This is a genomic window from Kribbella sp. NPDC104218, assembly GCF_055584105.1.
This window is the reverse complement of record NZ_JBVJMQ010000002.1, coordinates 642,149-666,933: the sequence shown is the minus strand read 5'-3', so window position 1 is coordinate 666,933 and position 24,785 is coordinate 642,149. Positions and strand designations below refer to the sequence as shown.

Annotated in this window: 22 protein-coding genes and 1 riboswitch; of the genes, 13 read left to right on the top strand and 9 right to left on the bottom strand. The window is 70.0% G+C overall.

Features of this window, described 5'->3' with window-relative positions; genetic code table 11:
- Window positions 1–64: 64 nt before the first annotated feature.
- From ACZ6ZD_RS19035 to ACZ6ZD_RS19025, 3 genes are all read left to right on the top strand, one after another.
- Window positions 65–2,530 carry a LamG-like jellyroll fold domain-containing protein gene (locus ACZ6ZD_RS19035; RefSeq protein WP_465673788.1) on the top strand — a complete coding sequence of 822 codons (2,466 nt, stop codon included), beginning with the start codon at window positions 65–67 and terminating at the stop codon, window positions 2,528–2,530.
- A 77-nt stretch (window positions 2,531–2,607) separates the two neighbouring features.
- Window positions 2,608–3,420: an aldo/keto reductase gene (locus ACZ6ZD_RS19030; RefSeq protein ID WP_465673786.1), complete on the top strand. Its 813-nt coding sequence runs from the start codon at window positions 2,608–2,610 to the stop codon at window positions 3,418–3,420.
- 3 nt (window positions 3,421–3,423) lie between these two features.
- Window positions 3,424–3,491: riboswitch (guanidine-III (ykkC-III) riboswitch) on the top strand.
- A gap of 20 nt (window positions 3,492–3,511) precedes the next feature.
- Window positions 3,512–3,760, top strand: coding sequence for a CBU_0592 family membrane protein (locus tag ACZ6ZD_RS19025; protein WP_465673784.1), 249 nt, complete (start codon window positions 3,512–3,514; stop codon window positions 3,758–3,760).
- Here the strand turns inward: ACZ6ZD_RS19025 and ACZ6ZD_RS19020 are convergent.
- Complete coding sequence (locus tag ACZ6ZD_RS19020; protein ID WP_465673782.1) at window positions 3,757–4,590, bottom strand: hypothetical protein; 834 nt, start codon at window positions 4,588–4,590, stop codon at window positions 3,757–3,759. The two genes, ACZ6ZD_RS19025 and ACZ6ZD_RS19020, sit on opposite strands and share 4 nt — an antisense overlap.
- A gap of 174 nt (window positions 4,591–4,764) precedes the next feature.
- On the opposite strand from ACZ6ZD_RS19020, the gene ACZ6ZD_RS19015 reads away from it, so the two are divergent.
- From ACZ6ZD_RS19015 to ACZ6ZD_RS19000, 4 genes are all read left to right on the top strand, one after another.
- Window positions 4,765–5,799: an AAA family ATPase gene (locus ACZ6ZD_RS19015; RefSeq protein WP_465673780.1), complete on the top strand. Its 1,035-nt coding sequence runs from the start codon at window positions 4,765–4,767 to the stop codon at window positions 5,797–5,799.
- Window positions 5,800–5,828: 29 nt separating this feature from the next.
- On the top strand, window positions 5,829–6,791 hold the full coding sequence (locus ACZ6ZD_RS19010) for a DUF58 domain-containing protein (RefSeq protein ID WP_171672319.1): 963 nt from the start codon (window positions 5,829–5,831) through the stop codon (window positions 6,789–6,791).
- Complete coding sequence (locus ACZ6ZD_RS19005) at window positions 6,791–7,744, top strand: VWA domain-containing protein (RefSeq protein WP_171670723.1); 954 nt, start codon at window positions 6,791–6,793, stop codon at window positions 7,742–7,744. The genes ACZ6ZD_RS19010 and ACZ6ZD_RS19005 overlap by 1 nt, the downstream gene beginning before the upstream one ends.
- A gap of 92 nt (window positions 7,745–7,836) precedes the next feature.
- Complete coding sequence (locus ACZ6ZD_RS19000) at window positions 7,837–8,199, top strand: MiAMP1 family antimicrobial peptide (protein WP_465673777.1); 363 nt, start codon at window positions 7,837–7,839, stop codon at window positions 8,197–8,199.
- 53 nt (window positions 8,200–8,252) lie between these two features.
- Here ACZ6ZD_RS19000 and ACZ6ZD_RS18995 read toward each other — a convergent pair whose 3' ends face one another.
- Window positions 8,253–10,463, bottom strand: a complete 2,211-nt coding sequence (locus tag ACZ6ZD_RS18995; RefSeq protein ID WP_465673775.1) for a glycoside hydrolase family 9 protein — start codon at window positions 10,461–10,463, stop codon at window positions 8,253–8,255.
- A gap of 196 nt (window positions 10,464–10,659) precedes the next feature.
- Between ACZ6ZD_RS18995 and ACZ6ZD_RS18990 the strand changes: the two genes are divergently transcribed.
- The 4 genes from ACZ6ZD_RS18990 to ACZ6ZD_RS18975 are packed head-to-tail and all read left to right on the top strand — an operon-like array spanning window position 10,660 to window position 14,765.
- On the top strand, window positions 10,660–11,934 hold the full coding sequence (locus tag ACZ6ZD_RS18990; protein WP_465673773.1) for an ABC transporter substrate-binding protein: 1,275 nt from the start codon (window positions 10,660–10,662) through the stop codon (window positions 11,932–11,934).
- Window positions 11,931–12,893, top strand: coding sequence for a carbohydrate ABC transporter permease (locus tag ACZ6ZD_RS18985; RefSeq protein WP_465673771.1), 963 nt, complete (start codon window positions 11,931–11,933; stop codon window positions 12,891–12,893). Before ACZ6ZD_RS18990 ends, ACZ6ZD_RS18985 begins: the two co-directional genes overlap by 4 nt.
- Window positions 12,890–13,717: a carbohydrate ABC transporter permease gene (locus tag ACZ6ZD_RS18980; protein ID WP_171670717.1), complete on the top strand. Its 828-nt coding sequence runs from the start codon at window positions 12,890–12,892 to the stop codon at window positions 13,715–13,717. Before ACZ6ZD_RS18985 ends, ACZ6ZD_RS18980 begins: the two co-directional genes overlap by 4 nt.
- A 37-nt stretch (window positions 13,718–13,754) precedes the next feature.
- On the top strand, window positions 13,755–14,765 hold the full coding sequence (locus tag ACZ6ZD_RS18975; protein WP_465673768.1) for a LacI family DNA-binding transcriptional regulator: 1,011 nt from the start codon (window positions 13,755–13,757) through the stop codon (window positions 14,763–14,765).
- 207 nt (window positions 14,766–14,972) lie between these two features.
- Here the strand turns inward: ACZ6ZD_RS18975 and ACZ6ZD_RS18970 are convergent, their stop codons facing one another.
- The 6 genes from ACZ6ZD_RS18970 to ACZ6ZD_RS18945 form a co-directional block, all read right to left on the bottom strand.
- A complete protein-coding gene (locus ACZ6ZD_RS18970; protein WP_171670715.1) occupies window positions 14,973–15,470 on the bottom strand; it encodes a DUF3145 family protein in 498 nt (165 codons plus the stop codon).
- 247 nt (window positions 15,471–15,717) lie between these two features.
- On the bottom strand, window positions 15,718–16,953 hold the full coding sequence (fabF, locus tag ACZ6ZD_RS18965; RefSeq protein ID WP_465673766.1) for a beta-ketoacyl-ACP synthase II: 1,236 nt from the start codon (window positions 16,951–16,953) through the stop codon (window positions 15,718–15,720).
- 101 nt (window positions 16,954–17,054) lie between these two features.
- Window positions 17,055–17,303, bottom strand: a complete 249-nt coding sequence (locus tag ACZ6ZD_RS18960; RefSeq protein ID WP_171670712.1) for an acyl carrier protein — start codon at window positions 17,301–17,303, stop codon at window positions 17,055–17,057.
- Window positions 17,304–17,373: 70 nt separating this feature from the next.
- Window positions 17,374–18,369, bottom strand: coding sequence for a beta-ketoacyl-ACP synthase III (locus ACZ6ZD_RS18955; protein WP_465673763.1), 996 nt, complete (start codon window positions 18,367–18,369; stop codon window positions 17,374–17,376).
- On the bottom strand, window positions 18,366–19,292 hold the full coding sequence (locus tag ACZ6ZD_RS18950) for an ACP S-malonyltransferase (protein ID WP_465673761.1): 927 nt from the start codon (window positions 19,290–19,292) through the stop codon (window positions 18,366–18,368). The genes ACZ6ZD_RS18955 and ACZ6ZD_RS18950 overlap by 4 nt, the downstream gene beginning before the upstream one ends.
- Before the next feature lie 78 nt (window positions 19,293–19,370).
- On the bottom strand, window positions 19,371–20,576 hold the full coding sequence (locus tag ACZ6ZD_RS18945) for a PucR family transcriptional regulator (RefSeq protein ID WP_465673759.1): 1,206 nt from the start codon (window positions 20,574–20,576) through the stop codon (window positions 19,371–19,373).
- Between the two features lie 38 nt (window positions 20,577–20,614).
- Between ACZ6ZD_RS18945 and ACZ6ZD_RS18940 the strand changes: the two genes are divergently transcribed.
- Window positions 20,615–21,676, top strand: coding sequence for a PHP domain-containing protein (locus ACZ6ZD_RS18940; RefSeq protein ID WP_465673757.1), 1,062 nt, complete (start codon window positions 20,615–20,617; stop codon window positions 21,674–21,676).
- Here the strand turns inward: ACZ6ZD_RS18940 and ACZ6ZD_RS18935 are convergent.
- Complete coding sequence (locus tag ACZ6ZD_RS18935; protein ID WP_465673755.1) at window positions 21,562–23,664, bottom strand: hypothetical protein; 2,103 nt, start codon at window positions 23,662–23,664, stop codon at window positions 21,562–21,564. The two genes, ACZ6ZD_RS18940 and ACZ6ZD_RS18935, sit on opposite strands and share 115 nt — an antisense overlap.
- A 73-nt stretch (window positions 23,665–23,737) precedes the next feature.
- On the opposite strand from ACZ6ZD_RS18935, the gene ACZ6ZD_RS18930 reads away from it, so the two are divergent.
- Complete coding sequence (locus tag ACZ6ZD_RS18930) at window positions 23,738–24,742, top strand: pirin family protein (protein WP_465673753.1); 1,005 nt, start codon at window positions 23,738–23,740, stop codon at window positions 24,740–24,742.
- Window positions 24,743–24,785 lie beyond the last annotated feature (43 nt).

The following is a 24,785-nucleotide window of genomic DNA, read 5'->3' as shown; positions in this document are numbered from 1 at the left end:
CTTGCGTTTTTGAGATGAGAACGTTTCCATGGGAGCGCCTTTCTCCGCCCCGAGAGGAGCTCCCATGCTCAGAGTTGTCGCCGCGGCCGTGCTTGCGGCCGCGGCAACCCTGGTGCCGACGGTCCAAGGCCCGGCCCAGGCCGCCCCGGACTGGCAACCCGGCACCCCACCGCTCAGTACCCCGTGGACGGACGACGTCTCGCCGTCCAACGCGCTTCCGGAGTACCCGCGCCCGCAGCTGACCCGGCCCGAGTGGCGCAATCTCAATGGTCTGTGGGAGTTCGCCGCCGCCGCGCCGGGGGAGCAGCCGCCGGTCGGCCGCACACTCGGCGAGAAGGTCCTGGTGCCTTACCCGATCGAGTCCGCGCTGTCCGGCATCCAGCGGCACGAGGACCGGATGTGGTACCGCCGGACGTTCACCGTGCCCCAGCAGTGGAAGAACCAGCGCCTGCTGCTGCATTTCGGCGCCGTCGACTACGACGCCAAGGTCTACGTCAATGGCCGGCTGGCCGCCACGCACCGCGGTGGGTACGACGGTTTTGACGTCGATGTGACCAACTACCTGCACCGCAGCGGCCCGCAGGAGCTGATCGTCTGGGCCGAGGACCTCACCGACGAGACCTTCCAGCCGATCGGCAAACAGCGCGAGGTCGGCGACCGCGGCATCTTCTACCAAGGCAGCAGCGGTATCTGGCGCACGGTCTGGATGGAGCCCGTCGGCTCGGCTCGCGTCGACCGCCTCCAGCTCACGCCGGACCTTCCTGGTAAGGCGTTCAAGGTCACCGCCGACACTTCCGGTCCGGCGAATCTGGACGTCGAGGTGACGGCGTACGACGGTCGCCGGCAGGTCGCCAAGGTGCGCGGCAAGGCCGACGCCGAGCTCCGCGTCCCGATCCCGAACCCGAAGACGTGGTCACCCGACAAGCCGTTCCTGTACGACCTCAAGGTCCGCCTGATCGACCGCGGCAAGACCGTCGACCAGGTCGGTTCTTACGCCGGGATGCGGTCGGTCGGCCTGGTCAAGGGCAAGGACGGCCGGCTCCGGATGGGCCTGAACGGCAAGGTGCTGTTCAACCTGTCCACGCTCGACCAGGGTTTCTGGCCGGACGGCCTGAACACCGCGCCGACCGATGAGGCGCTGGCCTTCGACCTCGTCCAGCACAAGCGGCTCGGTTTCAACACCGTCCGCAAGCACATCAAGGTCGAGCCGGATCGCTGGTATTACTGGGCCGACAAGCTCGGCCTGATGGTCTGGCAGGACATGCCTTCGGCCAAGACGTCACCGATTCCGGACCCGTGGCGCGACCAGTTCAAGTCCGAGCTGCACGAGATGATCGAGGAGCACAAGAGCTTCACCTCGATCACCGTCTGGGTGCCGTTCAACGAGGGCTGGGGCGAATGGGACCGCGAGGAGACCGGCCGGATCGCCGACTCGGTCAAGGCGCAGGACCCGTCCCGGCTGGTGAACGCGCACAGCGGTGTGAACTGCTGCGCATCCAAGGGCGATTCGGGGCGCGGCGACCTGATCGACCACCACGCCTACCTCGGCCCGGGGACGCCGTCTCCGGCCGGCGAACGCGCCGCGGTCGACGGTGAGCACGGCGGGTTCGGCCTGAAGACGCCCGATCACATGTGGTTCGGCGACGGGTTCGCGTACGAGATGACGCCGGACAAGGCGACCCTGACCCGGCGGTACGTCGAGAACCAGCGCGATGTGCTCAAAGCCGCCAACCAGTGCGGGATCAGCGGCTCGGTCTACACCCAGATCACCGATGTCGAGGGTGAGCTGAACGGCTTCTTCACCTACGACCGGCAGGTCCCGAAGATGGACTTCGCGCAGGTCCGCACGATCAACGAGCAGATCATCGCGGGCGCGGACGGCGCCGGGACCGGTACGCCGCCGCCCGGCTCCGGCACACCAGGTGCCGACGGCATCCATTTCTATCCGCTCGACGGAACCACCGAGGACGTCGTCGGCGACCGGGACGCGACGCTGGTCAACGGCGCGACGTTCGCCCCGGGCAAGAACGGCCAAGGCGTTGCACTGAACGGATCCAACCAGTTCGTCGACACCGGCGCCGCCTTGCTCGACACCAGCGGCAACTACACCGCGAGTGCCTGGGTGAAGCTGAACAAGGTCGATGGTTTCCAGACCTTCGTCAGCCAGGACGGCGATCGCGACAGCGCCTTCTTCCTGCAGTACTCCGGCGCCGACGAGCGGTTCGCGATGAGCTTCCCGGGAGTCCGGGCGCTCGCGCCGACCAAGCCGAACGCCGACCAGTGGTACCACGTCACCGGCGTCCGGGACGCGACCAAGGGCGAGCTACGGCTGTACGTCGACGGTCAGCTCGCCGGTGCCAAGTCGGCCTGCACGCTGGACGCGACGTCCACCGGGAACACCGTGATCGGCCGCGCGAAGTTTGGCGGTAACCAGGTCGACTTCCTGAACGGGACGATCGATCAAGTACATGTTTACGACCGTGCATTGACCGATGCGGAGGTGCAGACCCTGTACGCATCGGGTCGCTGACACACCGCCGAGATGCGAGCGCTTCGCACCTCCTTGATCCTTGTAAGCACCATTTGTGGATGTAGGAGGTGGCTGCGATGGCCGCGCCAAGCCAAGCGCTCGCGCCTCGGACGGTCAGCGGATTTCGACCACCGCGGTTCGGGCTCGGTGGTTCGCGACTCGGCGAGCCATCGGGCCCGGACGGCGACACCGCGGCGACCGCGACCGTGGACGCCGCCTACCAGGCGGGGATCCGGTTCTTCGACACCTCCCCGGCGTACGGCGAATCCGAGCGCCGGCTCGGCGCCGCGCTGGCCCGGCGGCCGCGCGGTGAGTTCCTGATCTCGACCAAGATCGTCGGGCCGGACGCCGAGGAGTCGATCCGCGCGAGTGCCGGGCAGCTCGGCCTCGCCGTCGACCTGGCTTTCCTGACCGATCCGGCGACGGTCGGCCCGGCGTCCGGCGTTCTGGAGGGGTTGCGCCGGCAAGGGCTGATCAAGGCGATCGGCGCGGCGTCCGGGGACTGGCAGGTTCTCGACCAGCTGGTCCGCGATCACGAGCTGGACTGCGTGCTGCTGGCCGGCCGCTTCTCGCTGCTCGACCAGAGCGCGCAACCGTTGCTGGACCGCTGTCTGGCGCGCGGCGTCTCGGTCATCGTCTCCGGCGTGCTCTCACCTGAGGTCCTGCACAGCGACAGCGTGCAGGCACGCCGGATCTCGGCCGTCTGTGAGCGGTACGGCGTCTCGCTCGCCCAAGCCGCGCTGGCGTTCCCGGCCCGGCATGCGGCGGTCACCTCGGTGCTGATCTCGGCGGCGAGCCCGGCGGAGATCCGCGCCGACGCGGCCCTGGTCCGGCAGCCGGTGCCCGCGACGCTGTGGCGGGATCCGGAGCTGCTGCGCTTGCTATCCTGAGGGCAGGGCCCGCGGATCGCGGGTTCCCGGACGAGTGGTGTCGTACCCGGTCGGCGAAAAGACGGCACCTGCCCCTTGGAGGGGCTTTCCGATGCATGTCCTCGATATCGTCGAGATCGCCGGTGCGCTGACCATCCTGCTCGCCTTCGCGGCCGCCCAGGCCGGGCGGCTGCAACAGCGCACGGTCAGCTACCAACTGCTCAACCTGCTCGGCTCCGGCGTCCTCGCCGTGATCGCCGCCGTCGAGTCCTCCTGGGGCTTCCTGCTCCTGGAAGGCAGCTGGGCAATCATCAGCCTGATCGGCCTGGTCGCCCTCACACGCAGGAAGCAGGAGGCCTAGAAACGGTCGTTCGGGTCGACCGGGGTGCTCGGCGGCGTGCCGGTCGGGTTCGGCGTCCCCGGGGTCGGTGTCGCCGACGGGTCGGGGGACTCGGTGCCCGGCGGCGGGGTCGTCGGCGTGATCGTCACGGTGACCGTGTTGGTCGGGGTCGGCACGACGGGCGGCGGGTCGAGCGGGTCGGCGTCCTTGAACAGCAGCCAGGCCAGGAAGAGCGCGACGGCCACGATGACCGCCATCGCGGCCAGCGCGAACCACAACGCGGCCCAGGAGGCCGGGCGCAACGCGTTCGGCCAGGGCAGCGGCCAGATCCGGAACAGGCCCGGACGGCGCCGGTTCTCCCAGTAGTGCCGGAAATCCGGGCCGCGGCGCCGGCCTGCCTGCGGGATCCGGTCCATCAGGACGGCCGACAGCACCTCTTCACCGCGGCGTTCGGCGAGCAACCGCTCGTCGGACGCCGCGCTGGAGCCGTCGTCCGCGCGGATCGGCCCGAAGGCCGCCCAGAGCGCGAGATCGTCGTCGTCCGCGCCGTTGTGAGCCAGGACGACGTCGTCGGGCAGGGCGTCGACGGCGAACACGAACCGGTCCCGCGCGGCGGCGTCGTCGGCGGAGCCCTCGGTCATCATCGCGACCACGGCGTCCCGGCCGGTCTCGTCGGCGGCCGTGTAGAGGTAACCGGCCGCGTTCGCGCCGAGCCGGCCGCGCAGCCAGAACTCGCCGACCCGGGGCGGATCCTCCGGCTGCAGCGGCAGCGCGTCCGGAATCACGCGCGCGGGTGTGTCCGCCGGCTCGTCGGCCGCCGGCGCCGCCGCAGGTGATTCGGTCGCAGTCATCACCCCAATCCCACCACATCGGTGGTAGCAGTGTCGCCACGGACCGGATTTGCGCGGCCAGGGAGGATGTCCTGGTGGGCCGTGCAGCGCCGGACCCGCGGATCTGATGGAATGGCCGATGTCGAACGCAATCGGGGAGTGACGGTCCGCAATGTGGACCCCGGAAGGACAGGCATGACCGAAACCACGGTTCCGGCCGGATCGGTGGCGCAGCAGTCGCGGCTGATCGGCGAGGCGATCAACGAGGTCAAGCGGGTGATCGTCGGCCAGGAGCACATGGTCGAGACGCTGATGGTCTCGTTGCTGGCCAAGGGTCACTGCCTGCTCGAGGGTGTGCCCGGGGTGGCCAAGACGCTCGCCGTGCGCACCTTCGCGGCCGTTGTCGGCGGCACCTTCGCCCGGATCCAGTTCACCCCCGACCTGGTCCCGTCCGACATCGTCGGCACCCGGATCTACCGGCAGACCCGCGAGGCGTTCGACATCGAGCTCGGCCCGACCTTCGTGAACTTCGTCCTGGCCGACGAGGTGAACCGGGCGCCGGCCAAGGTGCAGTCGGCGATGCTGGAGCTGATGGCCGAGCGGCAGGTGTCGATCGGCGGCCAGACCTTCCCGATGCCGAAGCCGTTCATCGTGATCGCGACCCAGAACCCGATCGAGTCCGAGGGCGTCTACCCGCTGCCCGAGGCGCAGCGCGACCGCTTCCTGGTCAAGATCGACGTGCCGCACCCGCGCGGGCACGAGGAGTTCGAGATCCTGCGCCGGATGAGCGTCGACCCGCCCGAGCCGCGGCAGGTGCTCAAACCCGAGACGATCATGGAGCTGCAGCGCTCGGCCGAGCAGGTCTTCGTGCACAACCTGGTCGCCGAGTACGCCGTCCGCCTGGTGATGGCGACCCGGACGCCGACCGACTTCCACCTGCCCGACCTGGAGCCGATCATCGAGCTCGGCGTCAGCCCGCGGGCGACGCTCGGCCTGATCGCCGCCGGCCGCGGCCTGGCCCTGATCCACGGCCGCGACTACCTGCTGCCGAGTGACATCCAGACCGTCGCGCTCGACGTCATGGGCCACCGCCTCGGCCTCACCTTCGACGCCGTCGCCGACAACATCGACCCGCGCGCCGTCGTCGAGCGCATCCTGGCCACTGTCCCGCCGCCCCAGCCGGTCTGGCGCGACGGCTCCGACGGCAGCGGCAGGCCGGAGTTCGTCTAGTGGCCGACCGCCCCGACCCGCGGGCTGCGATGACGATCTCGCAGCTCGCGCCTGAGCGTGCGCTGCGCCGGCTGGAGCTGAGCGTCGTCCGGCGGCTCGAGGGTTACCTGCACGGCGACCACCTGGGCCTGCTGCCCGGCCCGGGGACGGAGCTGGCCGAGGCCCGGGCCTACCAGGTCGGCGACGACGTCCGCCGGATGGACTGGGCGGTCACCGCGCGGACAACGATGCCGCACGTGCGGGACCTGATCGCCGACCGTGAGCTGGAGACGTGGGCGCTGGTCGACCTGTCCGGCTCGATGAACTTCGGGACGTCGACGCTCGAGAAGCGTGAGCTAGCCGTCGCGGCCGTCGCCACGGTCGGGTTCCTGACCCACCGGCTCGGCGACCGGTTCGGCGGGCTGATGCTGCGTGACTCCGCGCTGCGGCGCTGGCCGGCGCGTTCGGGCCGGCTGGCGCTCTACGGGCTGTTGCGCGCGTTGCTCGCCGAGCAGTTCAGCAGCGAGCAGCAGGCCAGCCGCAGCGACCTGGCCGCCGCGCTGGAGTCGATGGCGCGAACACAGCGTAAGCGCGGGCTGCGCGTGGTCGTCTCCGACTTCCTGACCCCCGAGGACGGCGAGGTCGACAGCCGGCTGGAGCCGTCCTGGGAGCGCGCGATGCGCAAACTGACCGCGCAGCACCAGGTGCTCGCGGTCGAGATCGTCGACCCGCGCGAGCTGGAGCTGCCGAATATCGGCGTCGTGATGATCGGCGATCCCGAGACCGGCCAGGTCCGGGAGATCGACACCCGCCGCCGCAAGGTCCGCGAGGCGTTCGCACTGGCCGCGATGGCACAGCGGGAACGAACCCGGATCGCGCTGCGTAGGGTAGGTGCCGGGCATCTGGTCCTGCGCACCGACCGGGACTGGGTCGCCGACACCGTGCGCTTCGTCCTCGCCTACCGGCGGATGGCTCCGCGTCTGCATCAACCGCCGAAGGGAGTGGCTCGCTGATGGATTTCCTGTCTCCCGGCAGGTTGTGGATTCTGCTGGTCATCCCGGTGATCATCGCGGTCTACGTCTACTTGCAGCACCGCCGCGCGCAGTACGCGCTGCGGTTCACCAACATCGCCCTGCTGGACCGGGTCGCGCCCCGGCGTCCGCAGTGGCGCCGGCACCTGGCCGTCGCGTTCGCGCTGCTGGCCGCCTTCTCCTGCACGGTCGCGTTCGCGCAGCCCAAGGCGAAGGTGAAGGTGCCGCGCGAGCGGGCCACGATCGTGGTCGCGATCGACGTCTCGCTGTCGATGATGGCCACCGATATCGACCCGAACCGGCTCGAGGCCGCGAAGCGCTCCGCGAAGAACTTCGTCAACCAGCTGCCGGGGAAGTTCAACGTCGCGCTGGTCAACTTCGCCGGGACGGCGTCCATCATCGTGCCGCCGACCACCGACCGGGCCACCGTGCTGCGCTCGATCGACGGCCTCGACCTGGCCGAGTCGACCGCGACCGGCGAGGGCATCTTCACTTCGCTGCAGGCGCTCACCCAGGTCCCCCCGGACCCGGACCACCCGAACGACCCGGCCCCGGCCCGCATCGTGCTGCTCTCCGACGGTAAGCGCACCGTCGGCCGCACCGCGCAGGAGGGCGCCCAGGCCGCCAAGGCCAAGAACACGCCCGTCTACACGATCTGCTTCGGCACCGACTCGGGTTTCATCGAGATGGAAGGTATCCGGCAGCGCGTCCCACCGGACCGCGCCGAGCTGCGCAGCGTCGCCGACATCAGCGGCGGCGAGGCCTACACCGCCGAGTCCGCCGGTGAGCTCGAGGACGTCTACAAGGACATCGGCTCCTCGGTCGGCTACGACGAGGTCGACAAAGAGGTGACCTCCCGCTTCGCCGGGATCGCCATGCTCTTCACCCTCGCCGCCGCCGGCGCCTGCGTCGCCATGGCCTCCCGCTTCCCCTGAGTAACAGGTCACTTACACCAGGTGAAAGCGGTCTGAAAGCGGCCGGAGGTTCGATGGAGGCATTCCATCCCGAACCTTCGGAGGTTTCACTCATGAAGACTGTTCTGCGGATTGTCTCGACCACGCTCGGATCGGCGGCCCTGCTCGGCGGTGGGCTGGCGACCGCGTCGGCGGCGCCGATTCCCGAGGACTCCGGCCCACTCAAGGTGGCCGCGACGTCGTCGTTCGTCGCCTACTCCGGCTCCAGCTGGAGCGGATCGTCGCGTGACATCACCGGCTGCGGCCTGCACACGATTCCGTACCGCGGTTCCTACCGCTGGTACGCGCGTGGTCAGAGCGGCCATCTGTTCAACAACTCGACCGGTAGCGGCGTCCCGCACACGCGGCTGCCTTCGGATGCCAACAAGTCGTCGGCCAGCGGGTTCGGCTGGCGGAGCATCCTGATCGTCTGCTGACGACAGGCCTGGGGCCGGTCCCCGGCAGCGGGGGACCGGGCTCAGTGCCGTGCTCAGGCTTCGTCGGCGTAGGCCGTCAGCCAGGCGAGGGCGGAGTTCCAGTTGATGGCGACTTCGTTGGTCGAGTAGGAGCCGAGCTCGTCGAGGTAGCACTTGGCCGGGGCGCAGCCCTGGAGGTTGCGCTGGGCAACAGGATCCTGGAGGCCGGAGTTCGGACCGCCGGCCAGCGAGCCCGGGTAGGGCGACGGGAAGGCCGGGTTCAGCGAGTGCGACCAGAACCGGTGGTGCTGCTGGTGGCTGTCGCGTTCGCCGTAGCCCGTCACGTAGGACTGGTTGAGCGCGTTCCGCCCGAGCAGGTAGTCCAGTGACTCCAGGGCCGCCGTCTTGTACGCCGTCCGCCCGGTCAGGTCGGCGGCGAGGGCGAGGATCATCGCGTTGTTCGCCGTACCGCTGTTGGAGCCCCAGACGTACTGGCCGTTGGCCGGCTTGTACGGGTTGGCGTAGCCCTGTGACCTCAGGTCGGCCAGGTAGGTGTCGGCCGCCTTCGTGATCCGGCCGAGCAGTCTGAGCTGGTCGAGGATCGACAGCCGCCACGGCGCCCGGGCGAGCGCGAGGTCCGCGAGTCCGCCGGTCTCCTGCCAGGAGAAGCCGTCGGCCGCCTTGAGCGTGGTGGTGATGTGCCGCTTGTACGTCGTCTTGCCGGTCGCCGTGAACAGCTCGGCCGCGGCCCAGGAGAACTCGTCGGTCACCTTGACGTCGTCGTACGCGCCACCGCCGACGCCGCCGTCCGGCGCGTAGACCGCCGGGTGCCGCAGAGCGGCGCTCCAGGCCTTCTGAGCGATCGACAGGCAGCGGTTGGCGAAGGCGTGGTCCCAGCGGGCGTAGACCCGGGCGCAGCGCGCGCCGATCGCGGCGACGTTGAGCGTGGCGGCGGTGGACGGCGGGTAGAGGTAGCGCGGCTGCGGGTCGGACGCCGGCGCGAGCGCCATCCCGGTCCAGGCGGCGTCGTGGATCTTGTGGTGGACCATGCCGGCCAGCGGCTGACCGGCCGGGACCTGCATCCGGAGCAGGAAGTCGATCTGCCACTTGGCCTCATCGAGGACATCGGGCCCCCGGTTCGTGTTCTCCGGGATCCTCAGCGTGACCTTGTCGTCGGTGGCCTCGTAGAGGTCGAGCAGCTGCCAGGCGGCGATTGCTCCGTTGACGACGTACTTGCCGTGGTCGCCGGCGTCGTACCAGCCGCCGCGGACGTCGAGGCTGTAGTCGCAGCTCCCCGGGACGCAGGGGACCGAGGTGTCGCCCTTGTTCGGCGCGACGCCGACGTGCCCGGCGGCGCGGGCCCACGCGTCACCGACGTACTTCGCCTCGATCGGGATCCCGCTGCGGTTGTTGTAGAAGTACTCCAGCGACTCCTGACGCAGCTTGGAGTACAGGTTCTTCGCGATGTCGAACGGCTCGCTGACGTCCTCGCCGACGACCAGCCGGAAGCCGGTGCCGCTCTTGCGGTAGCTTCCGAAGTCGATCAGCTGGACGTCGTCCCCGGACAGCGCGTCGGCGCCGTACGGCGTGGTCTTGCCGGTGGCAACCGTTCTGTTGCCCGCGTCAACCAATCGCCAGGTCAGGGGAGTGGTCGCCGTTGTGACGTACGTCGCGCGATGCGGGCCGGACGGCAGGTACCCGAGCTGGTTGACGCGGACCGGCGAGCCGAAATCGCGAACCCCACCAGGTGGCACGATCCCGCCGACGACCGAGATGTTGTCCAGACACAGCGTGTACGCCTCGGTCGCGCCACCGGCCTGGAACGACAGCTGGCCGTGGGTGTCCGTGACCGGCGACGTACCGGTGAAGGTGAAGCTCTGCATCGTCGTCGTCGCGGTGACTGTCCGGTTCAGCGCCGTCCCATGCGGCGGGCCCTGCTGCTGCAGCACCGCTTTGAAGGCGATCGGCTTGGTCGCCGACGCGTCGAACTTCAGCGTGTACGGCTGCCCCTGCTCCAGCGGCAGATCGTCCTGGCCGATCATCGCCTCCCACGGGTTGACCGTCCCGGCCGGGACCTGGGCGCACAGCTTGCCGTCGGCGACCGCGGACGGCGTGGTCGAGCTCGACCACCACGGCTCCCGCTCCTCGTCGAACGTGCCGTTCAGCACCCGCTCGTACGGCGGGTCGGCCGCGGTCGCCGAGGTGGTCGCGACCAGGGTCGCAGCGAGGACGGTGAGCGCGGCGGAGCCGGCGATCACGGCGGATCGTCGTCGGGCAGTGGGCATCGGTATGCCTCCGGGAGAAGCTGGGAGCGGTTTCAGAAAGCTGCGGTACCGGCGAACAAGTTGGCGCCATGCTCCCCAGCCACCGGATCGGTGTCAAGACCGTGACACAAGCGAAACGAGGGGTTCACAAACTGCCGGTAGATGCTCTACCTTCGGCTGGAAGCGCTCCCAGTTTCGTCCAATTCGAGGAGATCAGATGTCGGCACGGTGGTCCGCGGCGGTAGCCGTCGCGTTGGTGGCAGTAGCCGGGTGCGGGGGCTCGGGGGACGACGCGGCGTCCGACGGCACGATCACGCTGACCGTGAAGACGTTCAGCCAGTTCGGGTACGACGAGCTCTACAAGCAGTACGAGAGCACGCACCCGGGGATCAAGATCAAAGAAGACAACATCGCCAAACTCGTCGACTACACGCCGAAGCTGCAGCAGTGGCTGACGGCGGGGAGCGGCGCGGGCGACGTCGTGGCGCTGGAGGAGGGCATCCTGGTCAAGCTGATGGCCAAGCCCGACCAGTTCGCCAACCTGCTCGACCAGGGCGCCGGCAGCCTGAAGGGCAACTTCCTGGAATGGAAGTGGAACCAGGCGCTGACCACCGACGGGAAGAAGCTGGTCGGTCTCGGCACCGATATCGGCGCCCAGGGCATGTGTTACCGGACCGACCTGTTCGCCAAGGCCGGGCTGCCGACCGACCGGGAGCAGGTCGGCGCGCTCTGGCCGACCTGGGACCAGTACCTTGCCACCGGCAAGAAGTTCGCCGGGGCGAACACCGGCGCGAGTTTCTTCGACACGTCGGGCTCGATCTACCAGAACATCTTGATGCAGCAGGGTGACACGACGTACTTCGATCGCTCGAACACCCTGATCGTGGACAGCAACCCCGGCGTCCGCAAGGCCTGGGACCAGACCGTGTCGATGGTCGACGCGGGGCTGTCCGGCCGGCTGCAGATGTGGAGCCCGGCCTGGAACGCGGGCTTCAAACAGGGCACGTTCGCGACCATCCCGTGCCCGGCGTGGATGCTCGGCATCATCAAGGACCAGGCCGGTCCGGAGAACGCCGGCAAGTGGGACGTCGCCCGGGTGCCGGGGGAGGGCGCCGTCCGCGGGGGCTCGTTCCTGGCGGTGCCGACGCAGAGCAAGCACCAGAAGGAGGCCGCCGAGCTGGTGAAGTTCCTGACCAGCCCGGAGGGGCAGACGGCGGCGTTCAAGGCGAAGAACAACTTCCCGTCCGCGCCGCAGGCCCTCGACGACCCGGCCGTCGCCGGTGCGAAGAACGAGTACTTCAACAACGCGCCGGTCGGCAAGATCTTCGGCAAGTCCGCGAAGGAGCTGAAGCCGGTCTACCTCGGTCCGGAGAACCAGCAGGTCGGCGAGGCGATCGGGGACGCGCTGACCGCGGTCGAGCAGGGCAAGCTGAAGCCGGACGAGGCCTGGTCCAAGGCCGTCGCCGACGCCCAGCGGGCTGCCGGCAAGTGAGCACCGAAGCCCCTCCTCGCCCGGCGCGGACAGCCCCCGCGCCGGGCCGGGCCCGTAGTCGCCCAGGGTGGTGGAACCGGTTCGACCTGCACGGGTCGCCGTACCTGTTCATCGCGCCGTTCTTCGTCCTGTTCGCCGCCTTCGGCCTGTTCCCGCTCGGCTATACCGCGTGGGTCTCGCTGCGCTCGTGGGACCTGACCGGGGACGCCGGTTTCGTCGGGTTCGCGAACTACAGCCGGCTGTTCGGCGATCCGGACTTCTGGAACGCCGTCGTCAACACCCTCGGCCTGCTCGTGCTCGCGACCGTCCCGCAGTTGCTGCTGGCCCTGATCGTCGCCGCGCTGCTGAACCGGCCGCTGCGCGCGCTGCTGGTGTTCCGGCTCGGCGTACTGGCGCCGATCGTCACCTCGGTCGCCGCGGTCGCGATCGTCTTCGGTCAGCTCTACGGCCGCGACACCGGTTTGGTGAACGGCGCCCTCGGCCTGATCGGGATCAGCCCGATCGACTGGCAGGCCGGCAAGCTGTCGTCCTGGGTCGCGGTCTCCAGCATGGTCAACTGGCGTTGGACGGGGTACAACGCGCTGATCTACCTGGCCGCGATGCAGGCCATCTCGCGGGATCTGTACGAGGCTGCCCAGATCGACGGCGCCGGCCCGATCCGGCAGTTCCGCAACATCACCGTGCCGCTGATCCGGCCGGCGCTGATCTTCACCGTGGTGATGTCGGTGATCGGCGGCATGCAGCTGTTCACCGAGCCGCTGCTGTTCGGCCAGGGTGACGTCTCCGGCGGCAGCCTGCGGCAGTTCCAGACGATCGCGATGTACATGTTCGAGCAGAGCTTCCAGAACTTCGACTACGGCTACGGCTCGGCGGTCGCCTGGATGATCTTCCTGCTCACTGTGGTGGTCGGCGTCGTCAACCTGCTGATCAGCCGCCGGCTGCGGGGAGGCACCCAGTGAAACAACGCAACACGCTCGTCTACCTGACCTTGCTGGTCAGTCTGGTGCTGTCGATCTTCCCGCTGTACTGGCTGTTCGTCGTGGCCACCCGGTCGAACGACGTGATCGGCCAGTTCCCGCCGCCGCTGGCCCCGGGCGGCAACCTGGGCGACAACATCCAGCGGCTGTTCGGCCCCGAGGCCGAGGAGGCGCATTTCGCGCGCGGCCTGCTGAACTCGGCAATCGCCTCGATCTGCGTCACGGTCTCGGTGGTCTTCTTCTCGTCGCTGGCCGGCTTCGCATTCGCGAAGCTCCGGTTCCGCGGCCGGAACGCGCTGCTGATCTCGGTGCTGGCGACGATGATGGTGCCGGTGCAGATGGGGATCGTGCCGCTCTACATGGTGATGGTGAAACTCGGCTGGCAGAACCACCTGCAGGCGATCATCGTCCCGTTCCTGGTCTCGGCGTTCGGCGTCTTCCTGATGCGCCAGTACGCCGAACGCGCCGTCCCGGACGAGTTGATCGAGGCCGCCCGCCTCGACGGCTGCTCGACGTTCGGGCTGTTCGTCCGGGTGGTGTCGCCGGCGCTGCGCCCGGGCGCCGCCGTCCTCGGGCTGTTCACGTTCATGGGCACGTGGAACGAGTTCCTCTGGCCGCTGGCGGTGATGGAGGCGGACAACCCGACCGTCCAGTTCTCGCTCAGCCAGCTCGCGACGCAGTACTACACCGACTACACGCTGATGTTCACCGGGACGCTGATCGCGACCGTGCCACTGCTGCTGGTCTTCATCCTGTTCGGCCGCCAGCTCATCAGCGGCATCATGGACGGCGCCGTCCGCTCATGACTTACCCTCTATCCACTCCGACCTGTAAGGACTGCCGGTGACCGACCACTCCCGACGCCAAGTCACGCTCGACGAAGTCGCCGAGCGTGCCGGGGTGTCCCGTTCCGCCGCGTCGCGGGTGATCAACAACGCGCCGCATGTCAGCAAGGCGAAGCGGGAGGCTGTGCAGCGGGCGGTCACCGATCTGGGCTACGTGCCGAACGCGACGGCCCGCGCGCTGGCCACCCAGCAGGTCGGCGCCGTCGTCCTGGCGATCTCCAGCGACAACCCGCTGGTCTTCGCCGACCCGTTCTTCGCCGAGGTCGCCGTCGGGGTGAACTCGGTCCTCGAGGAGACCGACCTGGAGCTGATCCTCCAGCTGGCCACCTCGACCCGCGGCCAGACCCGGCTCGAGCAGCTGCTGCGGACGCGGCAGGCCGACGGCGTGATGCTGATGTCGATGCACGGCGACGATCCGCTCGCCCAGATCGCGGAGCAGTCCGACGTCCCGGTCGTCTTCGGCGGCACCCCGGTGAACTTCGAACCGCAGTACTACGTGGACGCCGACAACCGTGGCGGCGCCCGCCTGGCCACCGAGCACCTCGTCTCGACCGGTCGGCGCCGGATCGCCACCATCACCGGCCGGATGGACGAGGGCGCCGGTACGGCCCGGTACAAGGGCTACCAGGAGGCGCTCGCGGTGGCCGGCCTGGACGCGAGCCGCGTCGCGCACAGCGACTTCAGCGAGGAGGGCGGCGGCCGTGCGATGGAGCAGCTGCTCGCCGACCACCCGGATCTGGACGCCGTCTTCGTCGGCTCGGACCAGATGGCGATCGGCGCGATGCGAGTGCTGAAGGCTGCTGGGAAGACGATCCCGGGGGATGTCGCGGTCGTCGGCTTCAACGATGTCGCGCTGGCCCGGCACACCGAGCCGCCGCTGACCACTGTCGCGCAGCCGATCCAGTCCCTCGGCCGCGAGATGGCCCGGATGCTGCTCGCGCTGATCGCGGGGGAGTCGCCTACGCCGCTGATCCTGCCGACCCGCTTGGTCCGGCGCGCATCGACCTGAGCACGCACGAAGGGCGCGAATCCTGAGGATTCGCGCCCTTCAAGTGGTGCGGCCGCTGTTTTCGATCACCGGGGGTGTCCCGACACCCGGTGGCCCAGCGGCCACGGCCCCTCCACCCTTGTGGAATGTCTGATGCTCACTCTGCCCGAAAAGTTCGGGCGTTGTCTGTGCTCTTCACAGCTTTCTTCTCAAGTTCTCAGCGTGCGTTCAGACAACCTGGTGCAGCCAGCGAACCGGAGCGCCGTCTCCGGCGTACCGGAAGGGTTCGAGCTCGTCGTCCCAGGGCCGGCCGAGCAAACGCTCGACCTCCTCGGTCAGATCCGCCTCGCCACTGGCCGCCTTCAGCATGGCCGCCTTCAGCCGCTCCTCGGGCACCATGATGTCGCCGTGGACGCCGGTCGTCGCGTGGAAGATCCCGAGGGTCGGCGTGAACGAGTACCGCTCACCCTCGACGCCGTTACTCGGCTCCTCGGTCACCTCGAAGCGCAGCTTCTGCCAGCCGCGCAACGCCGACGCGAGCTTCGCCGCCGTCCCCGCCTCGGCCTGCCAGGACAGCTCGGCCCGGTAGGTGCCCTGAGCCGCGGGCTGCGGCGTCCAGTCGAGTTTCACGGGCACGCCGAGTACGCCGCCCGCGGCCCACTCGACATGTGGACACAACGCTGACGGCACCGTGTGGACGTACAGAACGCCACGAGTCGTCGCCACCAGGACCTCCTGTGTTCGAGGTGCGCCTTCCCCAGCGTTCTCGAACCCAACTCCGGCGGTCCCGGCGGAGCACTGCGTACATCTTGCACCACAGACCCCTTCAACACCAGTAACTTCGCCGTGTCAACCACCTCACGGCCGTGTCGCGGAGCCTGTCGGTAAGGACATGAGGAGGCCGGCGATTCGGCGTCTCCGAACGGCCGGAGCCGCCGCGCCGGGCACTACCTCATGTCCTTCGCGACGCTGATCAGACCGTCTTGAACGCGATCGCGGCGTTGTGGCCGCCGAAGCCGAACGAGTTGTTCAGCGCGGCGAGGTCGCCGTCGGCGAGTTTGCGCTGCTCGGTGGCGACGTCCAGCTCGATCTGGTCGTCGAGCTTGTCGACGTTGATCGTCGGCGGGACGACGCGGTGGTGCAGGGCGAGTACGGTGGCGATCGACTCGACCGCGCCGGCCGCGCCGAGCAGGTGGCCGATCATCGACTTCGGCGCGGTGGCGACCGCGTGGTCGGCCGCGCTGCCGAGGGCCTGGCGGATGGCCAGCGACTCGGCGATGTCACCCTGCGGGGTGGACGTCGCGTGCGCGTTGATGTGCTTGATGTCGGCCGGGGTCAGGTCGCCCTCGGACAGCGCCCGCTGCATCGCGCGGCGCGCGCCGGAACCGGTCGGGTCGGGCTGGGCGATGTCGTGACCGTCGGCGGAGATCCCGGCGCCGGCGAGCTCGGCGTAGATCTTCGCGCCGCGGGCCTTGGCGTGCTCGTAGGACTCCAGCACCAGGATGCCGGCGCCCTCACCGAGCAGGAAGCCGTCGCGGTCGACGTCCCACGGCCGGGAGGCGCGCTCGGGCTCGTCGTTCCGCTTGCTGAGCGCCATCATCTGGCCGAAGGCGGCCAGCGGCAGCGCCATGATCGCGCCCTCGGTGCCACCGGCCAGGACGACGTCCGCGCGGCCCAGGCGGATCTGGTCCAGGCCCAGGGCGATCGCCTCGTTACCGGAGGCGCAGGCCGAGACCGGGGTGTGCACACCGGCCTTGGCGCCGAACTCGAGGCTGACGTAGGCGGCCGAGGAGTTCGGCATCAGCATCGGGATCGCCAGCGGCGAGACCCGGCGCGGGTTGTTCTGCAGGGCGTCGTAGTTCGCCAGGGTGGTGTGCAGGCCACCGATGCCGGAGGCAACGGCCACGCCGAGACGCTCCTTGTCGAGGCCGGAGCCCTCGAGACCGGAGTCGGCCCAGGCCTCGCGCGCCGCGACCACGGCCAGCTGCGCGTTCCGGTCCAGGCGGCGGGCCTTGACCCGCTCGATGACCTCGGTCGGCTCGACCACGACCGGCGCGGCGATCTGGACGGCCAGGTTCTGCACCCAGTCGTCGGTCAGCCGGCGGGCGCCGGACTTCCCGGCCAGCAGGCCTTCCCAGGAGCTCGCCACGTCGCCGCCGAGCGGGGTGGTGGCTCCGAGCCCGGTGATCACGACTCGGGTCTTCGACATCGGTACCTCAATCCTTCACGAGATCTTGGGGGGAAAGCCGGCCGGTGGTGCTCATCGGTTCTGAGCCCGATGAGCACCGGCCAGCACGGGATACGGCTGAATCAGCCGTTCTGGGCGCGCTCGATGAACGCGACCGCGTCGCCGACGGTCTTCAGGTTCTTGACCTCGTCGTCGGGGATCTTCACGTCGAACTTCTCCTCGGCGGCCACCACGACCTCGACCATGGAGAGCGAGTCGACGTCGAGGTCGTCGGTGAAGGACTTGTCCAGCTGGACGTCCTCGACCGGGATGCCGGCGATCTCGTTCACGATCTCGGCGAGGTCGGAACGGATCTCTTCGGTGCTGGCCATTGCAGTGGTTCCCTTCGAATGGTGTGGTTCAGCCGGTGCGGCCACCTGAGCCGCCCCGGACAACTATGGACTACGGCAGCCGGATGACCTGGGCGGCGTAGGTGAGCCCGGCGCCGAAGCCGATGACGAGCGCGAGATCGCCGCTCTTGGCCTGGCCGGACTCGCGCAGCGCGCTGATCGCGAGCGGGATCGAGGCGGCCGAGGTGTTGCCCTGGCGTTCGATGTCGCGGGCAACGATCACGTGCTCGGGCAGTTTCAGCGCCCGGCGCATCGCGTCGGTGATCCGCATGTTCGCCTGGTGCGGCACGAACAGGTCGAGCTCCTCGGCCGGGACGCCGGCCACGTCGAGCGCCTGCTGCGCGACCTTGGCCATCTCGAACGACGCCCAGCGGAAGACCGGGTTGCCGTCCATGGTCAGGTTCGGCCAGTTCTGGCTGCCGGCCGCCTCCTGCCAGGACTCCTTCTGGCTGATCACGGCGTGCTGCGTACCGTCGGAACCCCAGACGACCGGGCCGATCCCCGGCTCGTCGCTCGGGCCGACCACGGCCGCGCCGGCGCCGTCGGCGAAGATGAACGCCGTGCTGCGGTCACTGCGGTCGGTGATGTCGCTGAGCCGCTCGACGCCGATCGCGAGCACGTACTTCGCGCTGCCGCCGCGGACCAGGTCGTTGGCCAGCGCGAGCCCGTAGCAGAACCCGGCGCAGGCGGCCGAGACGTCGAACGCGGCCGCCGTCGGTGCGCCTACTCCGACGGCGATCTGGGTAGCGATCGCGGGCGTCTGGTACAGGTGCGTGACGGTCGAGACCACGACGCAGCCGATCTGCGCCGGGTCGATCCCGGAGTCGGCGAGCGCCTCCTTGGCGGCCTCGACCGACATCATCAGGATCGTCTCGTCGTCGGAGGCCCAGCGGCGCTCCTTGATCCCGGAGCGGGTCTGGATCCACTCGTCACTGGAGTCGATGTGCTCCAGGATCTCCGCGTTCGGCACGACGCGGCGCGGCCGGTACGACCCCAGGCCGAGCACCCCGGCGTACGGCGTCCCGGTCTGGGCGGCGATCGCGGTCATGCGTGCTTCGCCACGAAGGCGCGGGCGTCGTCGAGCTGGTCGGGGGTCTTCAGGGCGAAGGTCTCGACGCCCTTCAGGTTGCGTTTGGCGATCCCGGCGAGCGTGCCCGCCGGGGGCAGCTCGAGGAGGCCGGTGACGCCGAGCTCGGTGAAGCTCTGCATGCACAGGTCCCAGCGGACCGGCGAGTTCACCTGGGCGACGATCCGCTCCAGCGCGTCGGCGCCGTCGGCAACGACCTGGCCGTCGCGGTTGGAGAGCAGTTTGGTGACCGGCTCGCCGGTGCTGATCGCGGTGGCGTACTTCGCCAGCGTCTGGACGGCGGGCTCCATGTGCTTGGTGTGGAAGGCGCCGGCCACCGAGAGCGCGATCAGCCGGCTCTTGGCGGGCGGGTCCGCGGCGAAGGCGGCCAGCTCCTCGACGGTGCCGGCGGCGACGATCTGGCCGGGGCCGTTGTCGTTGGCGGGCGTCAGCCCGTACTCCGCGAGTTTCGCGAGCACCTCGTCGCGGTCGCCGCCGAGGACGGCGGTCATCGACGTCGCGGTCAGCGCGGCCGCGCCGGCCATCGCCTTGCCGCGCTCGCGCACGAGGACCATCGCCTGCTCGACGGTCAGCGCGCCGGCCAGTGCGGCGGCGGCGAGCTCACCGACGCTGTGGCCCGCAAGCGCGCCGGTCCCGGCGACGGCGTCGGCCGGGTCGGCGAACAGCGCGGGCGCGGTGGCCAGCGCGGCCGCGACCAGCAGCGGCTGGGCGATCGCGGTGTCGCGGATGGTGTCCGCGTCGGCCTGGGTGCCGTAGTGGGCGAGGTCGAGACCGGCGACCGCGGAGAGCCAGTTCAGCCGGCTCTCGAAGGCGGGATCGGCCAGCCACGGCTCGAGGAAACCTGGGGTCTGAGCACCCTGACCGGGCGCGACGATGACGAGCACGTGACCACTCTCCCTGAACGGCTGCCCGCGCGGGCCGGAATGCAGCACGAATTCTGACCGGCGCTCTTTGGAGGAATCCTACAAAACGGTGCTCCCGGGCTCGGGATTGAGCAGGCGGCCGAGGGCGAGTGCGACACGCAGCGTGAAAGCGTCGCGGGGATTCAGCGGCTGGTAGCCCGTGACTTCGGCCACACGCTTCAGCCGGTACCGGACGGTATTGGCGTGGATGAACATCGCCCGGGCCGTCGCCTCGATCGAGCCGCCCGAGTCCAGGTACGCCGAGACGGTGTCGAGCAGGACGCCGTCGCCTGCGGTGAGCGGTGCGTAGACGTCGGTGGCGAGCTGGCGGCGGGCGTGGCCGTCTCCGGAGAGTGATCGCTCCGGGAGCAGCTCGTCGGCCTGGACCGGGCGCGGCGCGGCCGGCCAGGCGGCCGCCGCGCGCATCCCGGCGACGGCCGCCCGGGCCGACGTCACGGCCGCCATCAGGTCTTTCACCACCGGCCCGACCACGATCGGGCCGGGACCGAACCAGTGCGCGAGCCTTTGTACGATCTCCACAGGTTTGGCCGTACCGCCGAGTACCAGCACCAGCCGGTCGCCCTGGATCGCGCACAGAGCGTCAGCACCCGCCTCGCGGGCCGCGTGCCGGACGGCGTCCGCGACCTGCGCGTTCTGCCCGGACGCCGGGGCGCGGCCGACGACGACGGCGACGTCCGCCGATCCCGTCGTCCCGGCGGCGCCGGACCAGCCGAGCGCCGAGGCGCGGGAGCGGACCGAGTCGTCGGCCTCGCCGCGGATGACCGAGTCGACGAGGAGCGCCTCCAGCCGGGCGTCCCAGGCGCCGCGCATCTCGGCGGCCTGCGCATAGACGGTCGCCGCCGCGAACGCGACCTCTCGCGCGTACCGCTGCATCGCCTCGTGCACGGCCGGCACGTCGTCCGGCGGCAGCAGATCGGCGAACGCCGTCTCCATCACGTCGATCGTCGTCCGGACCAGGTCGACGGTCTGGTGCAGCGAGATCACCCGGGTGAACTCGCGCGGCGCCGACCCGAAGATCCGCGTCGGCATCGACGAGTGCTCCTCCGGATCGCGGAACCAGTCGACGAACGCGGTGATCCCCGACTGTGCGACCAGCCCGATCCACGACCGGTCCTGCGCCGACAACTCCCGGAACCACGGCAGCCGCTCGTCCATCGCCGCCGTCGCCGCGGTCGCCAACGCGCCCGTCTGCGCCTGCAACCGCTCAGCCCGCGCCCGGTGCTCCCGCTCCGCCTCCTTCGCCACGCACCGACAATACGGTCCGGCTGCGCAATGATGGGCACATGACGGACAAGGCCGGCGTGGATGCCGCCGTGGAGGCGCTGCGGGCGATCGGGTACTACCTCGAGCGGGACCGGCAGCCCACGCACCGGGTGAAGGCCTACCGGCGGGCGGCGGACACGATCGAGGCGCTGCCGGCGGCCGAGGTGCGGGCGCGGCGGCGGGCCGGGACCCTGACCGAGCTGCCGGGGATCGGGCCGAAGACCGAGGCGGTCATCCTCGAGGCGATGGACGGCGCGACGCCGTCGTACCTGACCAAGCTGGAGGGCTCGGCGGGTGAGCTGACCGCCGAGGGGACGACGATGCGCGCGGCTCTACAGGCCGACCTGCATCTGCACTCGGAGTGGTCCGACGGCGGTAGCCCGATCGAGGAGATGGCCCGGACGGCGCACCGGCTCGGCCACAAGTACCTCGCGCTCACCGACCACTCGCCCCGGCTCAAGGTCGCGAACGGGCTGTCCCGCGAGCGCCGCCTGCAGCAGCTCGACGTCGTTGCCGAGCTCAACAAGAAGCTGTCCGCCGAGCTCGACGGCTTCAAGATCCTGAACGGGATCGAGGTCGACATCCTGGACGACGGCGCGCTGGACTGCGACACCGAGATCCTGGCCCGGCTCGACATCGTGGTCGCCAGCGTGCACTCCAAACTGCGGATGGCCGCCGAGCCGATGACCGAGCGGATGGTCCGCGCGATCGCGAACCCGCACGTCGACATCCTCGGCCACTGCACCGGCCGCCTGATCACCGGCGACCGCGGCACCCGCCCGGAGTCCGACTTCGACGCGGAGGTCGTCTTCGAGGCCTGCCGGCAGTTCGGCACCGCGGTCGAGATCAACTCCCGCCCCGAGCGCCTCGACCCGCCGACGCGGCTGCTCGCCCTGGCCGCCGAGATGGACTGCGTGTTCGCGATCGACACCGACGCGCACGCCCCCGGCCAGCTCGACTGGCAGGTCTACGGCTGCGAACGCGCCGAAGCCTGTGACATCGCGCCGGACCGCGTCGTCAACACCTGGGACTTGGACGACTTGCTGGCCTGGACGACCAAGCGGCGCGACAAGCCGGCGTGACGGAAGCGGTAGGTCGCGCCGACCTGCTGCAGGATGCCGCGCCGGCGCGCGTCCTCGAGGAAGGTCAGTAGCCGCCAGGGCAGCCGGGAGCCGCGCAGCCAGGTGAGCTTGGCGAGCAGGAAGCGGAACCAGGCGACCGCTCCGGCGTCCGGGTTGACGCCCTTGGTCCGCAGACCCCAGTGGATGACGGCCCAGGGCAGCCCGTTGAACAGGCCGCCCGACAGGCCTGCGGTGATGCCGATCGCCATCGCGAACAATGGCCCGGACAAGATCCAGCCGGCGATCCCGCAGGCGAGGCCGTAGGCCAGGACGAACGCGAGGACGAAGATGCGCTCGCGTTTGAGCACGATGGCCGGGCTGACCGCCTTCGCGACGTTCACCGGGCTCGTCAGCCCGTAGACCGCGCCGAGCGGCAGGCCGAAGCCGACGAGCGCCCAGACCGCCGACAGGTCGTGGTCGAGGACGAAGACCGCCGCGCCGCCGACCAGCCCGACGAAGAGCCCGCCGGCCAGCCCGATCGGGAACAGGTCCAGGCTGAGCCGGAACTCGACCGTCGTCGGCTTCAGCCGGGACCGTGCGCCCCGGACGCCGATCAGGACGCCGAGCACCAGCCCGCACCAGGCGCCCCAGACCGGCCCGAAGAGGTAGCCGACCCCGATCCCGACGCCGAGGCCGGTGGTGAGCAACGCGGCCAGCGCAGTCAGGTGACTGACCAACGGCTCCGCCGAATCGGCCAGCCGCCACCAGGCGATCCGGCCGTCGACGTCGTCCGTCTGGTTCTCCGGGTCGGGCGTCGCGCGGCGCCGTTCGACCTCGATCGCCAGGTTGGTCAGCCACGTCTCGGCCTGCGCGGCCGTCCACCGCTGCACACCCCAGCGTTTGTGGCCGTCGAACCGGGCCTTGATCAGCCCGTCGAGCAACCGGTCGCGGATCCGCTCGGCGACTTTGTCGTCGCCCCCGCTCCGGACGAGCGCGTCGCCGTTCTTGTCGCGGCCGACCAGATCGTCCGGCGTTTCGGCGTACGAGACGGCGGCCAGCCAGACCATCAGCGGCGTGTCGAGCGCCCGGGCCACGGGTTTGTCGCGGTGCAGGAGCTGCCGCCAGCCATCGACCGCGCATTTCGGGGTCTCCTGCAGGTAGCGGAGGATCTGCGCGCTGCTCAGCGGTTTGAGCTGGACGACCGCAGCCCCGGCCAGCGGGCGACGCGCGGCGACCGCGTCGGAGTACGCCTTCATCCGGCTCGTCAGGACGAATGGGAAGTCGGCGTCCTCTTCGGAGAGCTCTTTGAGCACGGAGGTGTGCCGCTCTACGGACAGCTCGTCCAACCCGTCGAACAGCGGCAGCATGTGGTTGCGGACGAAGTCCCGCAGCTCTTCCTCGCGGTTCGCCTTCGGCGCGAACACGAGGCCGGGAAACTGCTTGGTCACGTACGCGGTCAGGAACTCCTCGACGGTGCTTTCGGCGTCCCATGCGGCGAGCGGGACGATGACCGGCACGCGGCCGCGGACCCGCGCCGGGTCGGCCAGCAACCGCTTGGTGAGCAGCAGCAACAACGCGCTTTTGCCGGCGCCGCCGTCCCCGAGCACGACCCAGCGGTGGTTCGGCACGCGGAGGAGCTGCTCGATGATGCCCTCGGAGTCCCCGGTCAGGCGGCGGCGGGGGACGGCGCGGGCGTCGCGGTCCATCAGCTCGCTCGGCCCGGCGGCCCAGGAGACGGTCAGCGGGCCTTCGTTCAGCTGGTTGGCGTTGGCGTCGCGCAGTCGCTGCCGCTCGGACCGGCTCGCGAGCTGGACCGACAGCGACGGGATCTCCGGTGCGGCCGGCGCCTGCCGCCCGGCGGCCCAGAACGAGACCACGATCGCGATCGCCGTCCCGCTGAACGAGAGGACGTCGACCAGTTGGCTGTCGGTCTGCGTCATCAGGAGCGCGGCCACGGCCACGATCAGGGCGGTGAACGAGAGAGCCGCCAGATGACGCCGTTGGACCATAGGTAATTGTCCGATGACGACAGGTCACCGCACCACTCGAAGGCTGTTCGGGTGGCGGCGTACATTTCATGACATGAGCGACCTGGAGAAGGATCCGGCCGAGGTTGTCTGCACCGGCGACGCGCAGGGGCCGGTGTTCGAGCTGCTGGAGCCGCGCGAGGTGGTGCTCGGGCGGTCGACGAAGGTGCGCCGGCTGCTGCCGAACAAGAACCGCCGGATGGTCGGCGCCTGGTGTTTCGTCGACCACTACGGGCCCGACGACCTGAGCGTCCGCGTCGATCCGTACGACGTGCCGGGGGAGCGCGGGATGCTCGTGCCGCCGCATCCGCACACCAGCCTGCAGACGGTCAGCTGGCTCTTCGAGGGCGAGATCGAGCATCGCGACAGCGTCGGCTCGCATGCGCTCGTCCGGCCCGGCGAGCTGAACATCATGACCGCCGGCAATGGCATCGCCCACTCCGAGGTCTCCACCCCCGACGCGCCCCCGACCCTGCACGGCGCCCAGCTCTGGGTCGCCCTGCCCGACTCGGTCCGGACGACGGTCGCCCCGGCCTTCAACGCGTACGCCGACCTCCCGCGCGTCGACCTCAACGGCGGCAAGCTCACGGTCATGATCGGCACCGTCGCCGGCGTGACCTCACCGGCCCCGGCGTACACACCGCTCGTCGGCGCCGACCTCACCATCGAGCCCGGCCGGACCATCGAGCTCCCGCTCACCCCCGCGAACGAGTACGCCGTCCTGATCGTCGACGGCGCGCTGACCGTCGGCGACCTGACCCCGTCGTTCGGCCAGCTCGCCTACCTCGGCGCCGGCCGCGAGTCGATCCATTTGGTTGCCTCCGACAACGGAGTCCGCTGTCTGCTGCTCGGCGGCGAACCCTTCACCGAACAACTCGTCATGTGGTGGAACTTCATCGGCCGCACCCACGAAGACATCGTCCAGGCCCGCGCCGACTGGACCACCTCCCTCACCACCTCCCACCCCCGCTTCCCCGCCGTCCCCGGCTACGAAGGCGACCCCCTCCCCGCCCCACCCCTCCCCGCCACCACCCTCAAACCCCGCCCCCGCGCCCGCTGACTTATCCACAGGTAGCGCCCGGCTCGGTTGCGGCACCCGAAGC

What these genes read in the sequence shown, in the direction of transcription:
- ACZ6ZD_RS19035 (WP_465673788.1), top strand. Translation starts at nt 65, where the DNA reads ATGCTCAGAGTTGTCGCCGCGGCCGTGCTTGCGGCCGCGGCAACCCTG.
- ACZ6ZD_RS19030 (WP_465673786.1), top strand. Translation starts at nt 2,608, where the DNA reads ATGGCCGCGCCAAGCCAAGCGCTCGCGCCTCGGACGGTCAGCGGATTT.
- ACZ6ZD_RS19025 (WP_465673784.1), top strand. Translation starts at nt 3,512, where the DNA reads ATGCATGTCCTCGATATCGTCGAGATCGCCGGTGCGCTGACCATCCTG.
- ACZ6ZD_RS19020 (WP_465673782.1), bottom strand. Translation starts at nt 4,590, where the DNA reads ATGACTGCGACCGAATCACCTGCGGCGGCGCCGGCGGCCGACGAGCCG.
- ACZ6ZD_RS19015 (WP_465673780.1), top strand. Translation starts at nt 4,765, where the DNA reads ATGACCGAAACCACGGTTCCGGCCGGATCGGTGGCGCAGCAGTCGCGG.
- ACZ6ZD_RS19010 (WP_171672319.1), top strand. Translation starts at nt 5,829, where the DNA reads ATGACGATCTCGCAGCTCGCGCCTGAGCGTGCGCTGCGCCGGCTGGAG.
- ACZ6ZD_RS19005 (WP_171670723.1), top strand. Translation starts at nt 6,791, where the DNA reads ATGGATTTCCTGTCTCCCGGCAGGTTGTGGATTCTGCTGGTCATCCCG.
- ACZ6ZD_RS19000 (WP_465673777.1), top strand. Translation starts at nt 7,837, where the DNA reads ATGAAGACTGTTCTGCGGATTGTCTCGACCACGCTCGGATCGGCGGCC.
- ACZ6ZD_RS18995 (WP_465673775.1), bottom strand. Translation starts at nt 10,463, where the DNA reads ATGCCCACTGCCCGACGACGATCCGCCGTGATCGCCGGCTCCGCCGCG.
- ACZ6ZD_RS18990 (WP_465673773.1), top strand. Translation starts at nt 10,660, where the DNA reads ATGTCGGCACGGTGGTCCGCGGCGGTAGCCGTCGCGTTGGTGGCAGTA.
- fabF (WP_465673766.1), bottom strand. Translation starts at nt 16,953, where the DNA reads ATGTCGAAGACCCGAGTCGTGATCACCGGGCTCGGAGCCACCACCCCG.
- ACZ6ZD_RS18960 (WP_171670712.1), bottom strand. Translation starts at nt 17,303, where the DNA reads ATGGCCAGCACCGAAGAGATCCGTTCCGACCTCGCCGAGATCGTGAAC.
- ACZ6ZD_RS18955 (WP_465673763.1), bottom strand. Translation starts at nt 18,369, where the DNA reads ATGACCGCGATCGCCGCCCAGACCGGGACGCCGTACGCCGGGGTGCTC.
- ACZ6ZD_RS18940 (WP_465673757.1), top strand. Translation starts at nt 20,615, where the DNA reads ATGACGGACAAGGCCGGCGTGGATGCCGCCGTGGAGGCGCTGCGGGCG.
- ACZ6ZD_RS18935 (WP_465673755.1), bottom strand. Translation starts at nt 23,664, where the DNA reads ATGGTCCAACGGCGTCATCTGGCGGCTCTCTCGTTCACCGCCCTGATC.
- ACZ6ZD_RS18930 (WP_465673753.1), top strand. Translation starts at nt 23,738, where the DNA reads ATGAGCGACCTGGAGAAGGATCCGGCCGAGGTTGTCTGCACCGGCGAC.